13 protein-coding genes, 1 tRNA gene and 1 riboswitch are annotated in these 20,209 nt (G+C 59.2%); of the genes, 5 read left to right on the top strand and 9 right to left on the bottom strand.

Features of this window, described 5'->3' with window-relative positions; all coding sequences use genetic code 11:
• Positions 1–11: 11 nt before the first annotated feature.
• The 3 genes from HY962_05390 to HY962_05380 all read right to left on the bottom strand — a co-directional run bounded on the left by HY962_05390 (position 12) and on the right by HY962_05380 (position 4,089).
• Positions 12–482 (bottom strand): chemotaxis protein CheW, encoded by a 471-nt coding sequence (locus HY962_05390; GenBank protein ID MBI5646346.1) that lies wholly within the window; start codon positions 480–482, stop codon positions 12–14.
• Between the two features lie 206 nt (positions 483–688).
• Positions 689–2,086: a sigma-54-dependent Fis family transcriptional regulator gene (locus tag HY962_05385; protein ID MBI5646345.1), complete on the bottom strand. Its 1,398-nt coding sequence runs from the start codon at positions 2,084–2,086 to the stop codon at positions 689–691.
• Entirely contained in the window at positions 2,083–4,089 is a 2,007-nt protein-coding gene (locus HY962_05380; protein MBI5646344.1) for a PAS domain-containing protein, read from the bottom strand. The genes HY962_05385 and HY962_05380 overlap by 4 nt, the downstream gene beginning before the upstream one ends.
• A 248-nt stretch (positions 4,090–4,337) precedes the next feature.
• On the opposite strand from HY962_05380, the gene HY962_05375 reads away from it, so the two are divergent.
• From HY962_05375 to HY962_05355, 5 genes are all read left to right on the top strand, one after another.
• Positions 4,338–6,059, top strand: a complete 1,722-nt coding sequence (locus HY962_05375) for a DUF1800 domain-containing protein (GenBank protein ID MBI5646343.1) — start codon at positions 4,338–4,340, stop codon at positions 6,057–6,059.
• Positions 6,060–6,072: 13 nt separating this feature from the next.
• Entirely contained in the window at positions 6,073–7,647 is a 1,575-nt protein-coding gene (locus tag HY962_05370; protein MBI5646342.1) for a DUF1501 domain-containing protein, read from the top strand.
• 117 nt (positions 7,648–7,764) lie between these two features.
• A complete protein-coding gene (locus HY962_05365) occupies positions 7,765–8,352 on the top strand; it encodes a pseudouridine synthase (protein ID MBI5646341.1) in 588 nt (195 codons plus the stop codon).
• Between the two features lie 136 nt (positions 8,353–8,488).
• Positions 8,489–13,246 (top strand): choice-of-anchor D domain-containing protein, encoded by a 4,758-nt coding sequence (locus tag HY962_05360; protein ID MBI5646340.1) that lies wholly within the window; start codon positions 8,489–8,491, stop codon positions 13,244–13,246.
• Between the two features lie 10 nt (positions 13,247–13,256).
• Positions 13,257–14,015, top strand: a complete 759-nt coding sequence (locus tag HY962_05355; GenBank protein ID MBI5646339.1) for a hypothetical protein — start codon at positions 13,257–13,259, stop codon at positions 14,013–14,015.
• A 168-nt stretch (positions 14,016–14,183) separates the two neighbouring features.
• Here HY962_05355 and HY962_05350 read toward each other — a convergent pair whose 3' ends face one another.
• The 6 genes from HY962_05350 to HY962_05325 all read right to left on the bottom strand — a co-directional run bounded on the left by HY962_05350 (position 14,184) and on the right by HY962_05325 (position 20,149).
• On the bottom strand, positions 14,184–16,181 hold the full coding sequence (locus HY962_05350; GenBank protein MBI5646338.1) for a M23 family metallopeptidase: 1,998 nt from the start codon (positions 16,179–16,181) through the stop codon (positions 14,184–14,186).
• Between the two features lie 14 nt (positions 16,182–16,195).
• Positions 16,196–16,858, bottom strand: a complete 663-nt coding sequence (locus HY962_05345) for a fumarylacetoacetate hydrolase family protein (GenBank protein MBI5646337.1) — start codon at positions 16,856–16,858, stop codon at positions 16,196–16,198.
• 93 nt (positions 16,859–16,951) lie between these two features.
• Positions 16,952–18,232 (bottom strand): adenosylhomocysteinase, encoded by a 1,281-nt coding sequence (locus tag HY962_05340; GenBank protein ID MBI5646336.1) that lies wholly within the window; start codon positions 18,230–18,232, stop codon positions 16,952–16,954.
• 60 nt (positions 18,233–18,292) lie between these two features.
• Positions 18,293–19,438, bottom strand: a complete 1,146-nt coding sequence (locus HY962_05335; GenBank protein ID MBI5646335.1) for a methionine adenosyltransferase — start codon at positions 19,436–19,438, stop codon at positions 18,293–18,295.
• A 99-nt stretch (positions 19,439–19,537) separates the two neighbouring features.
• Positions 19,538–19,771, bottom strand: coding sequence for a hypothetical protein (locus tag HY962_05330; protein ID MBI5646334.1), 234 nt, complete (start codon positions 19,769–19,771; stop codon positions 19,538–19,540).
• Between the two features lie 82 nt (positions 19,772–19,853).
• A riboswitch (SAM riboswitch) is annotated at positions 19,854–19,968 on the bottom strand.
• Between the two features lie 105 nt (positions 19,969–20,073).
• A tRNA-Thr gene (locus HY962_05325) sits at positions 20,074–20,149 on the bottom strand.
• Positions 20,150–20,209 lie beyond the last annotated feature (60 nt).

Genomic DNA, 20,209 nt, shown 5'->3' with positions numbered 1-20,209 from the left:
CATTCTCCCGATTACTCACTCTGTGTTTCGGATATATATGTCACATGTCGACAGTGTTCCTGAGACGCATCACGTATCACCTGCTCGATGTCTATCATTTGCAGATACATGCCGCGCACAAATGCGCCGCGCATTTCGACAAGGCCTCTTCGTGGTGTCCGTTGATACACGAGGTATCGAATCTCGCGTTCATTGACCGCCAGTAATTCGTTGACTGAATCCACAATGATGCCCTGGAGATTCCCGCCGCTCTCGACAACCAACAGTCTTGCGGACGGATCGATTTTATCGAATACCGATCCAAGACACTGATGCATGGCCAGACAGTGAAGTTCCGGATGAGCAGCTTCCACCATTCGAAGCGGCGTCTCGTACCGAACCGGACTCCCGGCCAGTGTTGACAGGTCACGTATCCCCGCGACCCGTGCTGCATCGATGGCAAACTCCTCACCCCTCACGAAAAACGTGATGAGTGTTTGCATACAAGGGATGTGATTAAACGATGACCCGGTCTGGCACACAAGTACCGGGTGTTGCAAACAATTACAGCAATTATGCCAAATAAAAAGCGCCTTTGTGGCGCTCAGTATTAATGCGGATGCAGCACATCCTCGAATTGTTTTACGTTTCCGAAAATATTTTTTTCATCAGCGTATCGTTCGTCTCACTATCTCGCGCGCGCGCGCGATTATTCCTCCTCCCTGCCTGTTGCGTCCTTGGCACGATCGGGGCCATAGGCGCGCAGCTTTGTGTTGAGCGTCGGCCTGCTGATTCCCAGAACAGCACATGCCCTCGCCTTGTCCCATCGAAGCAGGTTCAGAACTTGTATGATATGACCTTTTTCGAGTTCGGCCAAGCTCAGAATATGATCGCTCGCATCCGGCTCTGTCACTCCTTCACACACAGATGGCGGACCCGACTGAAAATCCGTCACCAATTCGAGCACGCTGCCCTTTGATGCCAACACGGACTTTGTGAGCACATTTTCCAGTTCACGGACGTTGCCCGGCCAGGAATGCCGCTGAAGTTGTTCGATGCTGTCGTATGAAACCTTGTACACACCCCTGTGCAGTTCGGTTTCGATTTTCGAAAGGAAATGAAGCACAAGTTGGGGCAGGTCCACAAGCCGCTCGCGCAGGGGGGGAACATCAATACGCGCCACATTGAGCCGGTAATACAGATCCTCCCTGAAAACACCATCCCGCACGAGACGCCGCACATCGCGGTTTGTCGCCGCAATGACACGCGCGCGCATCGGCAGTGTCTCCTCGCCACCCACCTGCTCGAATTCGTGTTCCTGGAGGACCCGCAGAAGCTTGGCCTGAAACGATGGAGAGATGTCCCCAATCTCGTCGAGGAAAATCGTGCCCTCGCCCGCAAGCGTGAATTTGCCACGCTTCCCGCGAATGGCCGAGGTAAACGCCCCTTTCACATGTCCGAACAACTCACTTTCCAGAAGCCCTTCCGCAAGGACGGAACAATTGACGGCCACAAAGGGAAGCCCGTGTGTCACTCCGCTCTCGTGTATCACACGCGCAACGAGTTCTTTCCCTGTACCGCTCTCTCCCTGTATCAAAACGGAGATCCGCGTGTCGGAAAGCTGGCCTATCTGTTTGTACAGCGCGCGCATCAATGGCGCGTTGCCGACAATGTGCGGTCCGTTTTCATCGGCACGCCGCAACTTTTCACCGGAATGCTGCAATTGCACGCTGCCGCGTGTATGCAGTCCGGGCGAAGCGGCCTCGACAATCGAGCGGAGTTTTTCGAGGTCCAGAGGTTTCTCCAGGAAGTCGAAGGCCCCACGGCGTATCGCCTCGATCGTATATTCCATCTCGTCACACACAGTGACTATCACAAAGGGAAGCCATGGGTGAGACACTTTTACGGACTCGAGCAAGTCGAATCCCGACATTCCCGGCATGATCAAATCGCTGATCACAAGATCCGGAGCCGCATCAGACAATTGCTCGAGCGCCTCCTCCGCGCTGCCGGCCTCCGTGACGGTGCAGCCGAAACGTTCGAGAAAGATCCGCAGCGATTCTCGGATTGATGCATCGTCGTCCACCACAAGCACCGAAGAACTCATGCGCCGTCTCCATACGAAGGAAGAATGATTCGAAACACCGTACCGGAATCGTCGCTGTGCTCCAGTTCCAGAATCCCGCCTTGTTGCTCGACCAGATGTCGCGCGATCGGCAATCCCATGCCCGTGCCATTTTCCTTGGTGGTGACGAAGGGACGGAACACCGGGACGTTGTTCGGGAGTCCCATCCCGTTGTCCCGCACACGAAGGATACACCCGCCGCCCGGAGCATTCCGCTCCGCCTCGACAAACACTTCTCCCTGAGGCGGCACCGCCTCGACCGCATTCAACACGAGATTCATCAACGCGATGCGCATGCGCGCCACGTCCAGTCGCAGGCACAGTTCGGGGATGGCAACAGTGACACGTACCTGTTTTGCCTGGATCTGGGAGGAACATGCATCAACAACCTCCCCGACCAAGGTGTCGAGGTGCACTTCCGAGTACTGCAGGGATCCGCCACCCAATCCACCCAGAATTGAACGCAGCAGTGTCGTGAGGCGCTCCAGTTCCTTGTCGATGAGTGCGAAGGATTGCGCCGATCGAGCGGATCCATCGGACTCCATACGAAGCATGTCGATATTCATCTTGATCGAGGTCAAAGGCGTCTTGATCTCGTGGGCGAAGGTCGACGACATTCTCCCCAGCGCGGCAAACAACGCATTCTCCTGTTCCCGTTCCTCCGCCACCATGCGATCGGTGATGTCGCGGCCGATTCCGAGATATCCCGCCTTTTTGTCCGCGTGAACACGGACTTCCGTCACAGCAATCGAAAAAACGCGTTGCCTGCCCTGCGTGTCCATGAGAGGGATCACGCCGGACCACGCCCCGCACGCCTGAACTTCGTTCATGATATCCGACAACTCGCTGCGTGAAAAATGAGGGAACAGCGCCGCCGGATTGTTGCCGCGAAGTTCCCGGCGCGGTTTCCCTGCAACCGACTCGACAACATGGTTCGCGTAATGGATCGTATAATCGGGGTGAAACAGGACCACCGCATCCGTGGTGCCTTCCAGGGCATGTCGAAGAAGGAAATTCTCCTCCTGCTCGCTGCGGGCGAGATCGAGAGCGTTGCGTAAATCCTGCTCGACTTCCCTGCGGCGACGGATCTCGTGCTGGAGCGACGAGACTGTGGACTCGAGCTGCGCCGTGCGTGCACGCACGCGCTCCTCGAGTTCCCTTGAATGCACCTTTGATGCCGCCAGCAATTCGTTCTGGTATGTGACATTCTGCGACATCAACAGAACCGCCCGCACTCCCTGCGTGTCATCCGACAGGGGCATCGACTGGAAGCGGTAGTCGCGATCGCTATATCGAAGCTCCAACGTCCCCGGTTCTCCGCGCAGCGTCGATCTCACCAACCGCAGCAGGGGCGTGGCCGTTTCCTCCTGAAACAGATCCTGAATACGTCGTCCGATAAAATCATCCGCGCTCAATCCCAACACCGCGAGTTCGGATCCATGTATCAGCCGGTACCGGTATTCGGCATCCACAACCGCGACAGCTCCGTTGGGAAACTGCCTGATGATAGCGTCGAGAAGCCTGTCGTTGCGCCAGGGCTGATCAGACGTCTCTATAAACGCGGAAACTTGCTGTTGCTGTTCTCCGGATTCGTCCCGGAGCCCGCGGTCCGTGTCGCGCTGCTTCAACGTGTTGTGTATCTGCCGCAGCAATTCTTCTCGAAGCACCGGTTTGAGGAGGTACCCGTACGGGCTGCAACGGGCCGCCCGGTCACGCATGTCCTTGTCCGTATACGCGGTAATAAATACGACGGCCGCATCACAGATTTCATTCACACGGGAGGCCGTCTCGATGCCGTCGAACTCTCCGGGCAACCCGATATCCATCAGCACGATATCAGGCGGCGTCTGGGCGCAGCATCGAAGCGCCGCAGCGCCGTCCGGAGCAGCCAACACCGCGGTAATATCCATCATTCGCAACTGCTCGGTCAGCAGCCGCACAGTCCACGGATCATCCTCGACAATAAGAATTTTTACTTCACGCATGTGATCCCAATCAAGTGCGCGTGGCCAGGAGCCAGTGTGAACGACATTACGTCTTGAAATACCTGTTAATGTGCAAACCTCTGAAATCATTTCCAACAGAAAAACACTTCAAATGATAGTACCGGGCAAATGCTCCCCACGGCACATTTCCACTGTCCCGATGAAACCTTTTTATGTTCATACTGTCTTATCCACTAAATTCAGACACTCGCAGTCTCATTACCAGCCACGACACACAAGGACGCTGTATGAACGCCGAAAGGGACACATTCGCCGCGCAGGGTGGCGACGATCTGGAGCGGCTCGATGCCGCGCTCCGTTCGAGAACACGCACACCATTGGCGCGCCCAGGCGCCTTCGTTGCAAGCGCCCGCGGGCTGCGCACCACCGCAGGTTTGGAACCGTACACCGGTCCGTGGGATACGCGTCACGCCGAGCATCTTCTGCGGCGCACCACCTTCGCGCCCACCAGGGAATTGATCGCGCAGGCGGCGGGCATGACCCTCGACGCGGCGGTCACGGCATTGTTCGCACAGCAGCCGGCCCCGCCCGATCCATACGGGTACGGGCCGTCGGATCCGGCAGATCAGACCAGCACACGGCGCATCTGGGCATGGAGCGAGTACACGGCGCAGATCGACTTCTACTACAGAAACGGACTTCGAACCTGGTGGTTCGACCTCATGTACACGCAGGGCTTCTCGCTGCGTGAAAAGATGGTGCTCTTCTGGCATAATCACTTCGTGTCGGAATTCAGCGTCGTGAACAACACGAAACTGATCCATGCGCAGAACATGCTCCTTCGTAACAACGCCTTCGGCAATTTCAAGAAGCTGGCGCGCGATATCACCATCGATCCGGCAATGCTCATTTACCTCAACGGCACCGACAACACCAAAACGAAACCGAACGAGAATTACGCGCGCGAACTGCAGGAACTTTTCACGATCGGCAAGGGACCGGAAATCGCCGCAGGCAATTACACCTTCTACACCGAACACGACGTACAGCAGGCGGCCCGCGTGTTGACCGGCTGGCGTGTGAACCGCCTCACAGGCAGCAGCAGTTTCTCGTCGTCGCTGCACGATACGGGAGACAAGACCTTTTCGTCGGCCTATCAAAACACGATCATCAAAGGCGAGACGGGCGGCGACGGCGCCAAGGAACTCGACGCCCTGCTCGACATGATATTCGCGCAGAATGAAACGGCGCGTTTCATCTGCCGCAAGCTGTACAGGTATTTTGTGTATTACGACATCAGCGCCGAGATCGAGACGAACGTGATCGAGCCGATGGCGGCGCTGCTGCGTTCGAGCAATTGGGATGTGCGTCCCGTGCTCGAGGCACTGTTGAAAAGCGCGCATTTTCACAGCGACGCCGCGTTGGGCTGCGCGATCAAACACCCGGTGGACTTCATCATCGGCGCGCTGCGACAGCACGACATCACCCTTGTGACTCCGGCGCAGGACCAGCTCCAAGCGCTGAACGTGCGCGCATCCCTGCTGGTCGCATCGAGCATGCTGCAGATGGACATCTTCGATCCGCCCAGCGTCGCGGGCTGGCCGGCGTATTACCAGGTGCCGCAGTTCGCAGAGCTGTGGATCAATTCCGCGACGCTGCCCTACCGTGGCGGATTCTCCGATTCGCTGATCGACAGCTTCCGGGCCGGCGGCATCAGGATACAGGCCGACGTGATCGCGCTCGCAAAACGCGTCTCCGATCCCTCCGATCCGCGTGTACTGATCAGTGAGACCTCGGACTTTCTGTATGCACTGCAGCTCACGTCAAAACAGAAGGAGTTCATCCTGACCGATGTGCTGCTGCCGGGATTGCCCGACTACGAATGGACCGTGGAATGGAACGATTACATTGCGGATCCCACCAATACGGCAAAACGCCTGGCCGTGCAGAGCAAGCTGGCCGCCCTGTACAAATTCCTTCTGCGTCTCGCAGAATATCAGCTCATGTAGAGGAGGACGGAACATGAAACGCAGAGATTTTATCAAACGCGTCGGGCCCGCCGTCACGGTTCCCTTCGTCCTCAACGGACTCCCGATCAACGCCTACAGCCGGCGTACCGGACTCGAGAGTTTCCTCCGCACGGCCGCGGAAACCGACCGTGTGCTCGTGCTCATACAGCTCTCGGGCGGGAACGACGGCATCAACACCGTGCTTCCGCTCGATCAGTATGCGAGTTATCAATCGCTGCGCGCGAATATCGCCATCCCCGAGAGCAAGGCCCTGGTGCTGAAGCCGGGCACGGGTTTACATCCCGCGATGAGCGCGGCACACACCATGTACCAGAACGGGCAGATGGCCGTCGTGCAGGGTGTCTGTTATCCGAATCCAAACCTGTCACATTTCCGCGCCACGGACATCTGGCTGACCGGATCCGATTACAACCAATATCTGCGCGACGGATGGCTGGGCCGCTACCTCGACGGCGAATTCCCCGGATACCCCACGGGATATCCGAATGCACAGATGCCCGATCCGCTTGCGATACAGATCGGCGCCGTGGTATCCCCCGCGCTTCAAGGCTCGGCGCAGATGCTCGGCATTGCCATCACCGATCCGAGCACCTTTTACGCGCTTGTCAACGGCGGGAAACCGGGCGGCCTCGACGATCCGCCCGCGGGTCCGGCCGGCAAGGAACTCGAATACATACGCGGGGTGCAGCTCGAGTCGCAGCAGTATTCGACCGCAATCAAGACCGCGGCCGACAAGGCGCAGAACAAGGCCACATATCCCACGCAGAACACACTCGCGGATCAGCTCAAGATCGTGGCACGGCTCGTGGCCGGCGGACTACGCACACCCATCTACATCGTCACACTCGGAGGTTTTGATACACACGCGGCGCAGGTTGCGACCGACACAACGACGGGCACGCATGCAACACTGCTCGGACGGCTGTCGGAGGCGGTGTCGGCCTTCCATTCCGATCTTGCCGCGAACGGTGTGGCCGACCGCGTCGTCTCGATGACCTTTTCTGAATTCGGGCGGCGTGTACAATCGAACGCCAGCGACGGAACGGATCACGGGACCGCCGCCCCGGTACTCGTTTTCGGCAGCAAAGTACTGGGCGGAATCATCGGCAGCAATCCGTCGCTCACAACTCTCGACAACGGCAATCTGAAGCTGCAGCACGATTACCGTCAGGTATATGCATCACTGCTCTCGCAGTGGTTCGAAACCTCGCCGTCCGAAACACAGGCCGCGTTGTTCAAGGAGTACACGCAGGTGCCCATCATCCGAGGGGGTACAAGCAGCGCGGAGGCAGCAGGTCTGGCGAGCGGTTTCCATCTCGCGCAGAATTACCCGAATCCGTTTCATCCGGCCACAAACATCCGCTTCACCGTTCCGCGCGCGACGGATGTGGTGCTCCGTGTGTACGACACACGAGGCCGTGTTGTGGCAACACTCGTCGAAGCCAGCGTTCCGGCCGGCACACATCACACAATCTTCGACGCGGCGAGCCTTCCGAACGGCGTGTACACGTACCGCCTCACGGCGGCAGGATTTGCCGAATCACGAAGCATGGTGCTGGCGCGATAACGTATCGTAAAGGGGTAAAGAGGTAAAGGCGTAAAGGGGTAATACCCGTGCCTTTACCTCTTTACCTCTTCACGCCTTTACGTTCTCGATTCAAGATGCTACCTTGTATCGAGATCCATGCTGATTGCCTTTCACAAACCATACGGTGTGCTGTCGCAGTTTACGGACGAAGGCACGGGACATCGAACATTGGCCGAGTTCGGATTCCCGCCGGGTGTGTATCCGCTGGGGCGTCTCGATGCCGACTCCGAAGGGTTGCTTCTTCTGAGCGACGAGGCAGGCCTCAACACACGGCTTCTGCATCCCGAACACGGTCACGAACGAACCTATTACGCGCAGGTGGAAGGGACGCCCGGCGAAGACGCGTTGGAACGTCTGAGAAAAGGCGTGATTATCCAGGGCAGACAGACTCTGCCGTGCAGCGCGCGCCTGCTCCATCCCGTTCCGCAGATACCGGATCGCCTGCCGCCGATTCGCTTCCGCGCATCAATACCGACAACCTGGATTGAACTGCGCCTGCACGAGGGAAAGAATCGGCAGGTGCGGCGAATGACCGCCGCGGTAGGACACCCTACTCTGCGGCTCATACGTGTCGCCATAGGCCGACTGACGTTGAATACACTCGAGTACGGCACATGGAGAGTGCTCGATATTAAAGACAAAGTAATCCTTTTTAATTCGGACCGGGATCCGGGCCGCAAATAATAAGACTAACGCATCTTATTAATCCGTATTAGCGAAATTTTTTCAATTTTTTTTCGCGATTTACTGGATTTTTCTCATTCAGTACTTAAATTGATGCTGGTAGTCTATTCATATCCAATAGGTTATGAGGTAATTTATGCCCAGCAGATCCCGACGCCCCCTGATTGCGTATCCGGCGCTGTTGATGTGCACCGTGTTCCTGCTCGCCACGCCGGCGTTGTTTTCACAGGACATCCGCACGTCGATCACCGTGTACGACAATCTCGCCCACAGCAGGACGCTGACGGTCGGCATCAATTCATCCGCATCGGACGGCATCGACGGCGCTCTTGGCGAGTCGCTTCTACCGCCCACACCTCCGGGTGTATTTGATGCGCGGTTGATCGATACCGACCTGCGCTTCCCCACCTTGCTCTTCACAGGCGTGCGCACGGATCTGCGCGGCATTTACAGCGCGCCTCCCATCACGCAGCAGTTCGAAGTGCAGGTGCGCCGGGCATTTGGCGCGTCGGCGACCTTCTTCTCGTGGTCGCTGCCGCTTCAGGCGGGTATCACGGCTGCGCGAATCACGTCCTATCCCGATCCGAGCATCGTCGACATCGACATGACCACGCAGACGCAGTTGCTGCTGCCGACCTCGGCAAACCGCTACATGGTCACAATCACGTACGGCGGACCGGCACTGCAGCGCTACAAGCTCACGGCCGACATCGCGCCCGCGGGTCGCGGCAATATCACCATATCGCCGAATCAGGTGGATTATGCGGCCGGCACCACCGTGACGTTGACGGCACAGAACCTTCCCGCGCCGGACACGTGTTTTGTGTTCTCGCACTGGACCGGTGACGCGATCGGGACCAATCCGACAGTGCTGATCGTGATGGACACGGCCAAACATGTCGTCGCAAATTACGTGCGCCGCCAATTCCCTGTGACCGTCTCCACACTCGACACGTTCTTTGTGCAGAGCACGCCACCGGCGCCGCAGAAGCTGTACCTCCGCAACAGCGGCCTCGCCTGTTACGACTGGACAGTGACGGCGAACGATCCGTGGATAAATCTTTCGAAAAACGCGGGCCGCGGCGACGACTCGCTACTTGTTTCCATCCTCGCGTCCGCGATACCCTGCCAGGGCACACATGTCGGTTCGATTTCACTCGTATCCAACGGCTCGATTCCGCGCAACATCACGATTCCCGTGATAGTACTGGTGGGCCGCAGCGACGTGACTGCGACAGTGCTCGGCGCCCCCGTGCTGCTGAGCTGCGAAACGAAGGCACAGGACGCCATCTTCGTGACACTGTACAACGACGCCGTCTCACCGCTGGTGTTCCCGAACGCGCCCGTGGCAGGCCAGGGATTTATCCTCAAGAATCCGGGACTGTTCCCGCTCAGCATCCCCGGACGCGATTCCGCCAGACTGATCTTCGAATTTGTCCCCGATCAGACACAGCGCGGTGTGATCGTCGACAATATCATCATGAACTCGAGCACATGCGGACGTCAGGCCTTCTTCAAGTTGACAGGGACACGGATCGCCCCCACAGTCACCGCCGATGTGCACGACGTGGATTTCGGCACCATCAACGCGTGCCCCACTGATCCGCTCCCTTCGCGGACGGTCGTGCTGCGCAACGCGCATGGACAACCCGCGCTGCTGCGCTACACCGTGCCTGCGGGCATCACACTTACATCGGCGCCCACGAGTGTCCCGGCATATGGCAGTGTCGACCTGGTGTTCGAGCCGGCACGGCTCGGTCCGGTGGACATCAACACCACGCTCGGTGTTGCAGCCGACTTCGGCATCTGTGTTGAGGCGCTCGACATCACGCTGCACGGACGCCGACAGGCCCCGTCCTTCCTCGTCGAAGCGGTCGCCACCCCTGGCGCGCTGCCGCCGCAAACCTTCGACTCGACCTGCGTGGGACGCTATTCCGCGCCGAAGGGTATTCGCGTCAGCAACAACGGCTCAGCCCCGTTGAATTTCACACTCGCCATCGCCGCACCCTTCGAACTCGACGGCTTCGCCAGTACTTTCGCCCTGCAGCCGGGTGAGAACCGCATCGTTGACGTGCGTTTCCATCCCACAGCTCCCGGTGTTTTTTCACAGCCATTCACGATCACCGCCGACCAGTGCGCCTTGACATCCAGCGTCACGCTCGAGGGATCGACGTACGAACAGCAGATCCTTCAGGCCGTTCTCACCCCGTCGCTGCTTTCCCTGGCCAACTGCGAAACCGACGGCAAAATTCTGCTGACCGTCACAAACACCGGCTCGCAGGCGGCCGTGTTCACCGAACTCCCGCCGCTTCCGTCCGGTTTCGCGTGGGACAGCACTTTGACGCTGCCCGTGATCATCGCGCCGGGTGGATCCTCGCCGCTTGCAACGATGATCACGTTCACACCACCCGCCGGCCAGAGCGGCACCTTCGGCGGCAGCGTGTCGTGGTACGGAGATCCCTGCGGCACCAGCGTGTATTTTACACTGGCCGGTGAACGCATCGTTCCCAGCGCTGCTCTCTCGCCGCGTTCGCTGGACTTCGGCAGCATCGTCAACTGCGGACCCACAACGCTGCCCGTCGTAAAGACCGTCACGTTCACGAATGCGAGTCCGCTGCCGGTAACCTTCACGCTCGAAGCGCCGACTAATTCGTACCGCCTGCTGATAGGCCCCGTCGACTTCCCCTCGCAGGGTGTCACAGTGCTCCCCGCCACGGCGCAGGATTTCTCGATCGCCGCGCTGCCGGGATCCGGCGGCAGGTTCAACGACAGTCTGCTCGTGCGCATTTTTGCGGGCGCGAGCAACGCGTGCAGTGAGACAAAGGTTCTGCCGCTTTCGGGTGAAAAGTTCACTCCCGCCTTTGCGCTGCTCGTGAAACCGAATCAACCGGAGTTCGACAATGTATGTGTCGGCACCGCGGTCACATGCACATGGGAAGTGGTGAACAGCGGCGACAAGCGCCTGACTGTCACCTCGCCCGGCTTCGACGCGGCGTCACCGTTCTCGCTCCCGTCGCTGCCGTTCTCGGTCACCCTCGCACCGGGCGAAAAATCGGATCTTCCCATCCGATTCCGTCCTGCCGCGGAAGGCAGTTTCTCGGCACCCGTCGTCTTCACACAGGATGCATGTCCTGGCGAACTGACGCTGACAGTGCAGGGCACGGCGATACAGCCGCTGTTTGACATCACCGCCGTCGTGCCCGCGCAGCAGATCTCGATACTGAGCTGCGAGCCCAGTCTCAGCCGCCAGTTCCGCGCGACGGTCGCAAATACGGGCACGTCCCCCGTGACAATCGCCGACGGCAGCATTCCGCCCGAGGGCTTTGTGTACGATCCGCCCGGACAGTTCCCCTTCACGCTGATGCCCGGCGGCACACGTGATGTAGTCCTGCGCTTTGCCCCGCCAGCACCGGGTGCGTATGGCGGTCTTGTGCGCCTTTTCTCTGCACCCTGCCGAGGTGAAGCGACATTCTCGGTCGGCGCCCGTCTGCTGAAGACCGACTTCGCAGTATCCCCGCAGGAAATCGATCTGGGTGACATCACCGTCTGTCCTTCCGGCACAATTCGCGACGCCGATCTCGAGAAGCTGATGCGCGAAGTCACGTTCAGAAACACTGGTGAAGTGGCTCTGTCGGTGGAGGCGGTCATCAAACCCGCGTCCACAACCCCTGCACTGCAGATTGTGTCGCCAGCGGGCAGCCCCTTCCTGGTCAATGCAAACATGATTCAGAAAGTGGCGGTCTCGGTTGTGACACCGATCGACAGCACGCTCGAACGCCTCTCAGCGTCGCTCGAGTTGACGATCCGCCGCTCCGATACGTCCTCCTGTCCGCCCGAGGTCGTGGCCGTTCCCTTCACCGCGCGCATACGTCGCACCAACTTCGCGTTTCTGCAGGACAGCGTCTCGACACTTGTCACCTGCGCCGCGCAACCGGTCACCGTGTATGCGACCCTGCACAACAAGGGCAACGCCCCCGCCTCCTTCCGTTTCGCCATCGACGGCTCCCCCGCCTTCGCTCTGGTCGACAGTCTCAGCGAGATCTCGCTGGCTCCCGGGCAGTTGAAGGATGTTCCCGTCGTGTACACACCCGACACAACGGGTGGTTCGTCGGCGATACTCATCGCGCGCGATCTGATGTGCGGCGCCGAGGCGCACGTGCATCTCGATGTCACTGTGAAACGTTCGACGCTGCAGCTTGCCTGCAACAAAAACGCGGGCATCTCTCCGCAGCAGCAAGTGCGGCCGGGTGATCAGTTCATCATTCCGATCTACCTCTCCGACGAAATCGCGTGCGCAGGCAATCCGCTCGAAGTGTCGTTCCGCATGACCTTCGACGTGCACAACCTCTCGCCCGTCGCGTTCCGCACTGCCACGGGTGCCGCAACCATCCGGCGCATCGACCCTGGTACCATCGAGGTCAGCATCGCAGCCGACAAATTCCTCGCCGGCGAGCTGGGTCTGCTGGTCATGGAAGTGCTGGTCGGCAAGGACAAACAGTATCAGTATGCAATTCAGAATCCCGCCGTGCGTCCCGATGTCGGCGGCGTGCTTCTCGACCAGAGCTGTTCCGGCACCCTGCAGGTGCGCCCGCGCCTCGGCGTGAGCACCTGGCGCGAACTTGGAATCAGCCAGCTCTCACCCCCGCGTCCAAACGTCACGGAAGGCAACGGCGGCACGACACACATCGATTTCGAGCTCGGTCGCGACGCATACGTGGAACTCGCGATACACGACCGTCTCGGCAACCGTGTTGTCACCGTGTTCTCGGGCTCCCTGAGCCGCGGCATCCACTCGATGGAACATCAGGTGTCGGCGCTGCCCAGCGGACTGTACCTGATCTCACTCAACACAGGAAGCGAATTCCTGACACAGAAATTCATCGTCGCGCGGTAAGGAGGACGCCATGAAACGCACACTATCGCTTCTCGCTCTCGTCGTGTGTCTCTGCGGAACAACCGCGCAGGCCCAGTATTACCATGTCGGAGAACGCACCTGGACCGCCTTCAGGGGCGGTATAGGCACCGGCATCAATTACACGATGCACACGGGTGACATACCCGTCCTGCCCTTTTCGGACAACACCAATTTCACCAAGGGCGGCGACGTGAACTTTACGCTGCAGGGCTTCGTCGAGAAGCCCTTCACGCGCTCTTTTGCGTTCGGCCTCAAGCTCGCGTGGGATCCCATGAGTGCCACGGTCGAACAGAACACCCTCGAACCGTACCGCATCACCGACCCGCAGGGCCAGGTGTACGACGTGCGCCGCGACCATGTGACCGAATACATACTCCGCTATGTGACAATAGGCGGATATGTGAAGATCTACCCTGTCGGCGGTCCCGGGTTCTTTGTGGGCGGCGGTGCATCGATGTCGATACTCACAACAAAACGTTTTGTCAACAACGCCACCATCACCGAACCCGAATGGGCCATCGGCACCAAGGGCACACCGCTCACCGGACCGATCGACAACGCAAATCCCCTCCGCGCCTCGGTCGATCTGATGCTGGGGTATGAGGTCTTTTTTGCATACGGCTTCCTGTCGCCGCAGGTGCAATACAACTACGGATTCGGCAGTCCCATCGACGAGAAGTACGCCGAGTCGTGGAGCATCGACAACGTCCGGCTGCTCATCAATTTCGCGCTGCCGTTGTATCAGTGAGATGACCGGTAGGACGAGTAGTTGGTAGATGGTAGATGGTAGTTGGTAGTTAGTAGATAAGTAGGTAGTAGACATTCAAGAGGCGGCCGTGTGGTCGCCTCTTTTCGTATCGCAAAGATCCGCTCTACCCATCTACCAGCTACCAACTACCATCTACTTACCTATCATCTACCCCCCAACAGTCCGTTTATTTCCCAGCAGATCAGAGGCCGTCAGCGTGACAGGACCTTTGAGTTTCGAGACCGAGACGTCGGAGGGAACAAAGTAGAACTTCTGTCCTTCGGAATACTCGAGGGGCACAATGTCGTTGCCGATTTTCAGCACGATAGAATTCGGATCAACACCGGAACTCGTGTCGCTGATGCGCGCCGTGATACGTCCGCGTGCGGGAGCCGACAGCACAATCGACGGTCCCTCGATGTCGCGTTTCACTCTGTACGACGCGAGCATTCTCCCGAATACACCGCTGACCACTCCGGGATCGCCGCCGTCCTGACGATCGAATTTCAAGAAGGCGTGTTGGCTTTGCGCCTTAATGAACGCGCCCTTGCTGTCACCACACTCTATGCTCACACGCGGCCTGCCGCCCAGTGGCATGTCGTCGGGAAACACATGGTAGGTCGTGCCCTGCTCGTCACGCGTCTCGCTGACTGTGCAGATAAGGGATCGATAGACGTCGCCCTTCACAAACTGCATGCGGAATTTCCCGTCGGGTGACACGATGCGTCCGCCCTGCGCGCTCGACACGGGAAACATGGTGTACTCCTCCGACCATGTCTCAGAATTTCCGCCCACCTCCGCGTGCAGCTCCGCACGAACGGTGCCGCCAAAAGCGGGAGGCGGCGCAAGGACGGCACGCGCCTGCGTCGGATTCACAAGCCGCACAACCGCGCGCAGCTTCTCGGATCCCTGCGCAAGCGTCACTTCAGGCACCTTCGTGAACGGCGCCGATGCTTTTACCGTGTAGACGATTTCACCGTAGAGAAAATCACGCGCCACAGTGACCGTACCCGGCCGTGTCGAAGCGACGGGTTGGGGATGTATGGCGGGAGCTGCTTGCACAAGTACGCGGAGCACGGCCTTGTTCCCGGCGATGTCGGCGGCGGTGATACGCAGCGCATTGTCGCCCGCCTTGAGTTTGTCCGAAACAAGGGCGCCGTTGTCGGCGGTGAATGCATAATACACCGCAAGATCACTCCCCTCCTCGCGGTACAATTTGCGGAACTCCCCCTTCTGTTCCTTCATCATCCAATGGTCGCGATCGATGCGGATGTGCCAGGAGTTTTTTTCCTGGATACGGTCGAAGCGCGCCTCAAAATGCGGCGTGTCGTTGAGCGCGGTGTTGATGAGGTAGGGTGTGGGATAATCCTGCGCCCCGTTGGCGCGGTCGTGCGCGCGGAGCAGCACTCCCACGCGCCCGGTGATCCGCACGGGACGCGATATCTTGAATGTTCCGTCGCTGCCTTTCACCACGGAAAACGTCTGCGGTGACGCTGATCCCTCCACTGTCGAGAAGGCGTCGAGCGGCATAAAGCAGAGCTGCCGCAGCTCGGGCGCAATACTGTCGACAGTGCGGATGTGTTGTGCGAGTTCCGGGTGCACCGGATTGTAGTCGCGGTCGCGCACCTCGAAGTGCAGGTGCGGCGGACCCGCGCCGGTGTCGCCCGTGTACGCGACGACTTCCTTCTTCGTGACGGGACACTCGTTGGCGCGGAACTCCGCGAGCCCGTAGCTGCGGCCCAATTCCGCGAGTTTTGCGCGGTAGGCGTCACGGATCTTTTTTGGGAAGCCCTTCAGATGCGCGTACACGGTGTAGTAGCCGTCGGCATGTCGCAGAATCAACAACCAACCGTATCCGCCCGGTTGAAACGTGATGGAATGCACCCACCCCGCGCGCGACGCATAGACGTCGAAGCCGGTCTGATTGCCCGTACTCACATCGATGCCGGCGTGGAAGTGATTCGAGCGGAACTCGCCGAAGGACGATGTGCGCACCGTGCCGGCATTCGTCGGCCAGATGTAGTCGTTCCAATCGGTCTCGACACGCACCGACTTGCGCCATGCTTCGACATCTTCACGCGGAGGAGCAACGGCAGTACTCGGGCGGGAGAGTTGCAGACCGGCATACCCGCCGGCAAGAACGGCGAGAACAAGCATCAGTCGCATCAGCGGCCTCCTCTTCATGCCTTCGACACAATGAAGCGGGCCGAGGGTCCGCCGTTCAACGCCACCACCAGTTCATCACCCGGGTCGATGCGTGCCACGCCTTCGGGGGTTCCGGTGAAAATGAGGTCGCCCTCCGTGAGCGTAAAAATGGAACTGAGGTATGAAATGATGTGCTCCACCGGAAAAAGCATCATCGTGGTGCTGCCGTCCTGCCGTAACACCCCGTTCACATGCAGGGTGAACGAAAGTTCCGTCGGATCGGGGAGCTGCGCGGCATCGATGAAATCGGAGAGGCACGCCGAGGTGTCAAAACCCTTTGCGATGGTCCAGGGCAGTCCTTTCGCCTTGAGGGCGTCCTGCACGTCGCGCGCGGTGAGATCGAGGCCCACAGCATACCCGGCGACGTGCTGCAGGGCATTCTCGCGTGTGATGTGTCGGCCGCCTCTGCCGATCAGCACAACAAGCTCGGCTTCGTGATGCACGTTGGATGAGATGGCGGGCAGTACGATGGCGCTGCCCTCGTGTATCACGGAGGATACGGGTTTCAGGAACACGACCGGACTCTCCTCGGTCGTGTTACCCAGCTCGGCTGCGTGCCGCGCATAGTTGCGGCCGATGCAGAAAATTGTATTGATGCCGACGCTGCGGCGCGAAGGAAGAAGAACTGCGTGTGCCATGGGGTAAAATGTGCTGTGCGGATGGGATAAAAAAAAGCTGTCACAAACGGCGGGCGTCGGCGACAGCTTTCTGGGGAATTCAATGAAGCCGGATCAGGTACCCGCGCTGTAATCGTCCATATACGCGCGCTGCTCGGCCGTGAGCTTGTCGATGCGGTAGCCCATGGTGCGGAGCTTGATGCCTGCGATTTCCTGGTCCTGCTCGACGGGGATGTCGTGCACTCCTACGTCGAGGCGCTTGCCCTTCTTCGCGAGTTCGGCGATGCGGAGCTGTGCCATGAACTGGTTGGCGAACGACATGTCCATCACTTCCGAGGGATGTCCTTCCGCCGCGGCGAGATTGACAAGACGGCCCTGCGCAAGCAGATAGATGCGGCGTCCGTCTTTCATGAGATACTCTTCGTTGTTCGTACGGATGGTACGCTTGGATTTGGCGACGGCGTCGAGTTCGGGGATGTTGATCTCGCAATCGTAGTGGCCGGTGTTGCACACGATGGCGCCGTCCTTCATCGAACGGAAGTGGCGGTCGCGGATCACGTCCTTCACGCCCGTCGCGGTGATAAAGATGTCGCCGACCTTCGCGGCCTGGTCCATCGTCATCACTTCGTGGCCTTCGAGGGTCGCCTTCAGCGCGGCTGTGGCTTTCACCTCGGTCACAATGGTGTTTGCACCGAGTCCCTTCGCGCGCTCGGCAACACCGCGGCCGCAATGTCCGAAGCCCGCGACGACCACGTTTTTGCCTGCGAACAACACGCTCGTGGCGCGGAGAATGCCGTCGAGAGTCGACTGCCCCGTGCCGTAGACGTTGTCGAAGTCCCACTTGGTCTCCGCATCGTTCACGGCGATGATCGGATACTTGAGTTCGCCGGCCGCGGCCATGGAACGGAGGCGGTGCACGCCGGTGGTTGTTTCCTCGGTGCCGCCGAGCACCGCGGGAATGAGGTCGCGATGTTTGCTGTGAATGGTGAAGATGAGATCCGCGCCGTCATCGAGCGTAAGATTGGGCTTGAAGTCGAGTGTCCGCTCGATGGCCCAGTAGAATTCCTTCACGCTCATGCCGTGCCACGCATAGATGGAGGTGCCGTTTGCCGCGAGAGCGGCGGCGACTTCGTCGTTTGTCGACAATGGATTGCACCCGCTCCAGCTCACGTCGGCGCCGGCCGCGGAGAGTGTCTCGACCAGCACCGCCGTCTCTTTCGTGACGTGCAGGCAGCCGGCGATGCGGAAACCCTTCAGGGGCTTGGTCTTGCTGTATTTTTCGCGCAGAGCCATGAGAACGGGCATGCGGCTCTCGGCCCACTGGATCTTCATGCGGCCTTCCGTGGCGAGGCGGATGTCCTTGACTTTGTAGTTCTTCTTGCTGGGTGTAGGCATGGGTTGGGGGGATAGTGTGTGGTGTGGAAAAATGAGCCGCGTGCGGAGTTGCAGCGGACGTCAGCCGATTTTCTTGAAGGTTTTCACGAGATCGAGGCCTTCCCAGGTAAATTCCGGATTCGATCGTCCGAAATGTCCGTAGGCGGCGGTGTTGCGATATATCGGGCGGCGGAGCTTGAGGCGCTTGATGATGCCGGTCGGCGTCATGTCGATGTTGTGCAGGATAAAATCCGCGATCTGCTCGTCGGTGAGGCCCTGCCTGACGCTGCCGTGCGTGTCGACATTGATCGAGACGGGCTGGGCGACGCCGATCGCGTAGCTTACCTGTATGGTACACTCGTCGGCGAGTCCCGCGGCGACCACATTCTTCGCGAGATGCCGCGCCGCATAGGCGGCGCTGCGGTCAACCTTCGAGGGATCCTTGCCGCTGAACGCGCCGCCGCCATGCGGTGCGCGGCCGCCGTACGTGTCGACGATGATCTTCCGGCCGGTGAGTCCGGAATCGCCGTGCGGTCCGCCGATCTCGAATTTGCCTGTCGGATTCACATGTATGACGGGTGCGACAGGAAGCAGCTTCTTGGGAATCACCTTGTTGATGACATGTTTGACCACATCCTCGCGGATGCGCTTCTGGGAGACGTCGGGATCGTGTTGTGTCGAAATCACGACGGTGTGCACACGCACGGGTTTGCGCCCGTTGTATTCGATCGTGACCTGCGACTTCGCATCGGGCCGCAGGTACGGCATGGGCGAGGATTTCATTTTCCGGATTTCCGCGAGCCGCGCTACCAGCTTGTGCGCGTACACGATGGCCATGGGCATGTATTCGGGGGTCTCGTTCGTCGCGTAGCCGAACATCATGCCCTGGTCACCGGCGCCGCCTGTGTCCACACCCATCGCGATGTCGCCGGACTGCTGATGCACATGCGACGCGACGCCGCAACTGTCGGCATCAAAGCGGTACTCCGCCTTCGTGTACCCGATCTCACGGATCGTGCGACGCACAACCTCGGGGATGTCGACAAAGGTGCGCGTGGTTATCTCACCGCCGACCAGGACGAAGCCGGTCGTCACAAAACATTCGCAGGCGACGCGGGCTGTGGGATCGGCTTTCAGTATCTCGTCGAGCACTGCATCCGATATCTGGTCGCAGACCTTGTCGGGATGCCCTTCTGAAACGGATTCAGATGTGAAGAGGTATGACATTGTGTGTCCTTTTGGGAGAAAATATTGTGCGTTTTCACAAAATTGTATCAATATACCGCTTTCCCGGATGCGGAGAAAGGGCGACTGCAGGAGAATGGACTATTGCACGTAGAGGTACAGGGCCTCCGGTACGTCGCTGCGCCCGTCCCGTGAGTTGTTCGTCTCGATGGGAGCTTCCACGCCCCGGACAACACCGGACGATCTGATGCACACGTCGAGACCTATGCGTGGGTCAACCGTCACTGTAATCGCGGCCGATCCGCCCGGATCACACAGCGCGTGTGTGACAAGAATGTGGACGTGTCGCGGATTGTTATTGTGTACTGCACTCATGATGAACTCCTTCGGCCGGCGGCCAATAAAAAACCTCTTCACGATGATCGGAAGAGGTGGCCGGGAACCGGATGCCGTCTTCGTCTCATCTTTCCCCCTCGCGGGGGCAGGATGGAGCACCTGTCATTCCGTGAGGTTGACGGAACCGGTTGCTACGGCGTCACAGGGCCTGATCCCTCAGCCGTTCTTGATAAGAGAAGCGTTCAACAACGCACAGTAATGTAACACGGGTTCCCCTTCCGTGTCAAGGCGGAAACGTGGAGCACACAATGGAACAGGTCCCTGCGCGGGGACCTGTTTTGTGGAGCCATCCATCGGACTCGAACCGACGACCTGCTCATTACGAGTGAGCTGCTCTACCAACTGAGCTAGGATGGCATAGCGATGTAATATAATCGTTGACGCCTGCCGACGCAAGAGCGGACCCGCATGGCCTGC

The sequence above is a fragment of the Ignavibacteriota bacterium genome (genome assembly GCA_016218045.1).
Taxonomy (GTDB): domain Bacteria; phylum Bacteroidota; class Ignavibacteria; order SZUA-365; family SZUA-365; genus JACRFB01.
The sequence above is the reverse complement of the archived record's forward strand: the minus strand, read 5'-3'. Positions and strand labels throughout refer to the sequence as shown.

Coding starts and splice junctions, on each gene's coding strand:
- HY962_05390 (MBI5646346.1), bottom strand. CDS start 482: ATGCAAACACTCATCACGTTTTTCGTGAGGGGTGAGGAGTTTGCCATC.
- HY962_05385 (MBI5646345.1), bottom strand. CDS start 2,086: ATGAGTTCTTCGGTGCTTGTGGTGGACGACGATGCATCAATCCGAGAA.
- HY962_05380 (MBI5646344.1), bottom strand. CDS start 4,089: ATGCGTGAAGTAAAAATTCTTATTGTCGAGGATGATCCGTGGACTGTG.
- HY962_05375 (MBI5646343.1), top strand. CDS start 4,338: ATGAACGCCGAAAGGGACACATTCGCCGCGCAGGGTGGCGACGATCTG.
- HY962_05370 (MBI5646342.1), top strand. CDS start 6,073: ATGAAACGCAGAGATTTTATCAAACGCGTCGGGCCCGCCGTCACGGTT.
- HY962_05365 (MBI5646341.1), top strand. CDS start 7,765: ATGCTGATTGCCTTTCACAAACCATACGGTGTGCTGTCGCAGTTTACG.
- HY962_05360 (MBI5646340.1), top strand. CDS start 8,489: ATGCCCAGCAGATCCCGACGCCCCCTGATTGCGTATCCGGCGCTGTTG.
- HY962_05355 (MBI5646339.1), top strand. CDS start 13,257: ATGAAACGCACACTATCGCTTCTCGCTCTCGTCGTGTGTCTCTGCGGA.
- HY962_05350 (MBI5646338.1), bottom strand. CDS start 16,181: ATGCGACTGATGCTTGTTCTCGCCGTTCTTGCCGGCGGGTATGCCGGT.
- HY962_05345 (MBI5646337.1), bottom strand. CDS start 16,858: ATGGCACACGCAGTTCTTCTTCCTTCGCGCCGCAGCGTCGGCATCAAT.
- HY962_05340 (MBI5646336.1), bottom strand. CDS start 18,232: ATGCCTACACCCAGCAAGAAGAACTACAAAGTCAAGGACATCCGCCTC.
- HY962_05335 (MBI5646335.1), bottom strand. CDS start 19,438: ATGTCATACCTCTTCACATCTGAATCCGTTTCAGAAGGGCATCCCGAC.
- HY962_05330 (MBI5646334.1), bottom strand. CDS start 19,771: ATGAGTGCAGTACACAATAACAATCCGCGACACGTCCACATTCTTGTC.